This is a genomic window from Rhodococcus sp. BS-15, assembly GCF_000813105.1.
Lineage (GTDB): Bacteria > Actinomycetota > Actinomycetes > Mycobacteriales > Mycobacteriaceae > Rhodococcoides.
Genome location: NZ_BAOX01000340.1, coordinates 1 through 4,835 on the forward strand (window position 1 = coordinate 1; position 4,835 = coordinate 4,835).

At 68.3% G+C, this 4,835-nt stretch carries 1 protein-coding gene; it reads right to left on the bottom strand.

Annotated elements, in window-relative coordinates:
* The coding region (locus RHBS_RS24370) for a fatty acid synthase subunit beta domain-containing protein (RefSeq protein ID WP_128646664.1) at positions 1 to 4,835 on the bottom strand (4,835 nt) is incomplete at both ends.

Here is a 4,835-nt window from a genome sequence, read left to right on the forward strand (position 1 = left end):
TGAACGCGATGTCGTCCGGACGAGGTCCGCCGGACGGTGCTGCTGCCGGAGCGGGCGCGGGAGCCGAAGCGGGAGCTGCAGCTGGCGGAGCAGCGGCCTCCACGGGTGTCGACTCTTCTTCGTCGGCCGGAGCCGGGTCGGTGTCGGTCCCGTAGATGATGGCAGCCTCGCGCTCGAGGTTGAGTACCTCGACCGGGTGGCCGAAGCGGCCCGGCAGCTTGAGGGTCTGCGACGCGAGGTTCGCCACGGTCGGGGTTGCACCGAGGCCGATCTCGACGAAGCGCTCGACGCCCATGCCGCCGTCGGACTCGTCTGCGAACAGCAGGTCCTGGGTCTCGATCCAGCGCACCGGGCTGGCGAACTGCCATGCGAGCAGCTCGGTCAGGATCACGCGGCACAGATCGCGCGGCCGTGCGGCCCACGAATCGAATTCCGCGAGAACGGTGTTCAGCGGCTCGGACGGAACCAGATCGGCGATCTCCTGGACGAACTCGCGCTCGAGCGAGAACGGCTTGGGCACCAGGTTCGGGATGTAGCGACCCACCAGGATTGCCGGATCGATCTGCTCGGGGAGCAGCGTCTGGAGGCGGTTGCGGAAGTCGTCGACTCCGCCGCGCAGCACCGTGGAGTGGAACGGCACGTCGATGCCGGGAACCATGATGTAGGCGGCCTTGCCACCGAACTCGGCACGGCGGATCGCGATCTTCTTCTCCAGCTCGCCGAGGCCGGCAACCGTGCCTGCGATGGCGTACTGCGAACCGCGCAGGTTGAGGTTGACGATCTCGAGGAACTCACCGGATTCTGCTGCGACACCGGCGACGAAACCGTGCACATCCTCGTCGGCCAGGCCGATCTGAGACGGGCGGATCGCTGCCATGCGGTAGTCGCTGCGGCCGCTGGCGTCACGCGGAACAAGAGCATGCATGGCCGAACCACGCTGGAAGACGACCTCGAGGACGGCTTCGAGCGGGAGCACACCGGCAACGGCTGCGAGGGCGTTGTACTCACCGACGGAGTGGCCGGCGAGAATCGAGTTCTCCACGAACGCACCGGATTCACGCAGTTCGGCAACCTGTGCGACGCCGAGAACGGCCATCGCAACCTGGGTGAACTGCGTCAGGTGCAGCACACCGTCGGGGTGCTTGTGCGTGACGCCCCGCGCCTTGAGCGACGTCGGGTTGTCGCGCACCACAGCGAGAATGGAGAAGCCGAGCGCGCTGCGGGTGTGCTTGTCGGCACGCTCCCACACCTCACGTGCAGCCTTCGAGCGTGCCCGAGCGTCCAAGCCCATGCCCGCACGCTGGATGCCCTGGCCCGGGAAGGCGTAGACGGTCTTCGGCGGCGCGGTGCGAGCGGTGGCCACCATGACCAGTTCGCCTGCGACACGGCAGGAGACCTCGATCAGTTCGGCACCCTGGTCGAATCCGGTGCGGTCGACGCGAACGTCGATCTCGGCTCCGGGGCGAACCATGCCGAGGAAGCGGGCGGTCCAGGCGGTGAGGCGACGCGGCGGAGTCTTGGTGTCCGCGTGGTCGACTGCGGTGACCGTCTGCTGGGCAGCGGCCGAGAGCCACATGCCGTGCACGATCGGGCTGCCGAGACCGGCGAGCAGCGCCGCGGCATCCGAGGTGTGAATCGGGTTGTGGTCACCCGAGACCTGAGCGAACGCGGCCATGTTGCGCGGAGCGACGATGGTTGTCTGACGGCGGCGACGACGCGGGGTGTCCTGTGCGTCGGCGCTCACCGAGCCGCCTGCGCGAGCCGGGTCGACGAGCTCGCCCTTGCCGGTGCGTCCACGAATGGCGAAGCGTTCCACCAGAGTTGCGACGGCGGGAGCATCGAGCCCCTCACCGAGCATGGCACCGATCTCGACGGTGACCTCGACGACGCGGCCGAGGTCGGTGTCGAGCACCTCTCCTGCCGCAGCCTTGACCACCAGAATCGAGGTGTCGGTGGGCAATTTGCCGACCAGATTCACACTGTGATCGAGGTGCACCAGATCGAGCATGCCTTCGATGACGTCGATGCCTTCGGCGTTGCGCGTCGCGCCGAGGACGGCGAAGACGGCGGGCCAGCAGGCACCGACCAGGACGTCGGGAACGGCCTTGCCGCTGACGGTGAGCGAGTCCGGCAGTCCGGATCCGGTGACGCCTGCGTGATCGGCGATCAGATCGGGGATCCACGCGATGTTCAGCCGGGCGACGCCGCCCTTGACGGCCGGAAGCTCTTGGCCTGCAGCAACTCCGAGCAGAGCCGACATGGCCTGCTGAGCGTCCTGAGCGGTGACGACGGGAGCGCCGCCGTCGATCGTGGAGGCCGGAACCGTCAGGCGGATGCGAACTTCCTTGCCCGGAGCAAGCGGAACCAGCAGCTCCACGTGCTCGGAATCGAGCACGGTCAGCGACGAGCCGGTCTGCGGGTGCACCGCGACCGTCTCGGAATCCACGGTCCAGTCGGCCGGATCACCCAGGCGCGCAACGGGGTTCTGCGTCATACGCGAGGCCCAGGTGACATCGGGAGCAGCCAGCACGATGCCCAGCAGTCCGGGTGCGATCTCGGCGTGGCGACGGCTCGCGATGGCCGTGGGCTCGACGCCCTCGGCGAGCAGCTGATCTGCGGTGGCCTTCTCGAAGCGATCGAGCAGATCGCCCACGGGCTCGTCGACGCGAGTGATGCCTGCGACGGCGACGGTTCCGGGGATGATGCAGACCTGATCGGCCGAGTAGCGGGCGTCGTGTGCCTGCCACAGCGAGTCACTGCGCCACCAGCGGCGCACGTCACCGTCGACGACGGGGACGAAGTTGACCGGCTTGCCGGGCATACGGCACAGCGAGGTGAAGAAGGTGATGTCGGCCGGGTGCAGCACCACGTCGGCTGCGTCGGGGAACTGTGCGAGCAGCGACTTCAGTGCTGCGCGTGGGCGTTCGAGAACCTCGGCATCGGCGAACAGGGTGGGGATGGGTCCGCGATCGACCGGGTGCAGGCGAGCCTCGGCGCGCTGCAGCATCTCCAGGAAGCGGGTGCGCCAGGTGACGTCGAGCCACACCGATTCGCGTGCCTCGGACACGGCGTCGGTGAACTCGCCGCCGCAATCGAAGTCGCTGCGCGAGTCGGTTCCGATGGCCAGGTCGAGGTAGCGAACGAGCCACTGCTGGTACGTCATCTCGGCGACGTCACCGAAGAAGGGCTTGGCGGTGCCGTCGAGTGCGGCGATGATCTCCTCGCGACGCTCGGCCACGGCGTCGGCGTTGCCGGCGACCTCGTCGAGCAGTCGGCCGCACCGCGATGCCGCATTGTCGATCTCGTGGATGTCGGCACCGAGTTGGCTTCGGCCCGAGGCCATTCCGCCGTTCGCGGTACCGGCCCCGACCCAGTCGGGGGTTCCGGGTGTGTCGACCAGAAGCTGCTTGACCTCGGGAGCCGTCGTGGCCTCGAGGGTTGCCATAGCTGCGGTGCCGACGAGGATGCCGTCGAGCGGCATCTTCGGGTAGCCGTGCACGGCCGACCAGGTCCCGGTGAGGTACTCCGCTGCCCGCTCGGGTGTGCCGATGCCTCCGCCGACGCAGACGACGAGGTTGGGCCGTGACCGCAGCTCCGCGTAGGTGGTCAGCAGCAGGTCGTCGAGGTCCTCCCACGAGTGGTGTCCGCCTGCGCGGCCGCCCTCGATGTGAACGTTGACCTGGTAGGACGGAACCTCGTTGGCGATGCGGATGACGGCGCGAATCTGCGCGACGGTGCCGGGCTTGAACGAGACGTAGCTGATGCCGGCCTCGGACAGCTCTTCGATGAGAGCCACTGCCTCTTCGAGTTCCGGGATGCCTGCCGTGACGACGACGCCGTCGATGGCCGCACCCGCTGCACGAGCGCGCTGCACGATGCGGCGTCCGCCGAGCTGAAGCTTCCACAGGTACGGGTCGAGGAAGAGCGAGTTGAACTGGATCGCGCGGCCGGGCTCGAGGAGTGTCGAGAGCTCGGCGACACGATCGGTGAAGATGTCCTCGGTGACCTGGCCGCCACCGGCGAGCTCGGCCCAGTGGCCTGCGTTGGCAGCTGCGGCGACGATCTTCGCGTCGACCGTGGTCGGCGTCATGCCGGCGAGCAGGATCGGCGAACGTCCGGTCATCTTGGTGAAGGAGGTCTCGACCACGACGCGGCCGTCGGGCAACGTGACAGGGGTGGGGGCATAGGCGGACCATGCGGGCTGGACCTCGGGAGCAGCTCCCGGGGTGAGCAGATTGCGGTGGCCCCCACGCGAGGACGCGGCAATGATGCCAACGCCCTGTCCACGCAGCGCCGGAGTGGTCATGCGGGTGAGCAGGTCGCCCGGACCGAGATCGAGAATCCAGTCGGCACCGGCGTCGACGACACCGTCGATGGCGTCGACCCAATCCACGGAGTCCACGAGGATCTTCTGTGCGAGGTCGCGTGCGAGCTCGACATCGAGTCCACAACGCTGCGCCCAGGCACTGACGAGTTCGACAGCGTCGGACAGGGCGGGGTGATGGAAGCCGATCTCGACGGGAAGCTGCTCGAAGACCGGGGCGAACACGGCACCGCCACGCTTCTTGGCGTCGCGGTCACGCTCTTCCTCGGCAGCGATCTGCTCGCACTTCTCCTGCACGCGGGCCAGCTGGGCCGGCGGTCCCGAGAGTACGACGCGACGACGGCCGTTGCGGATGGCGAGGGCGGCGGATCGCTCCGGTGCACCGTCGATCGCGAGTTCGGCGATGATCGCCTGCAGTCGTGCGGGTTCGACGTTGGCGACCGAGACCATGGGCGCGCGGTCTCCGGCACCGATGATGCCGCGGCGGCGGCCGACGAGACCTGCAGCAGCA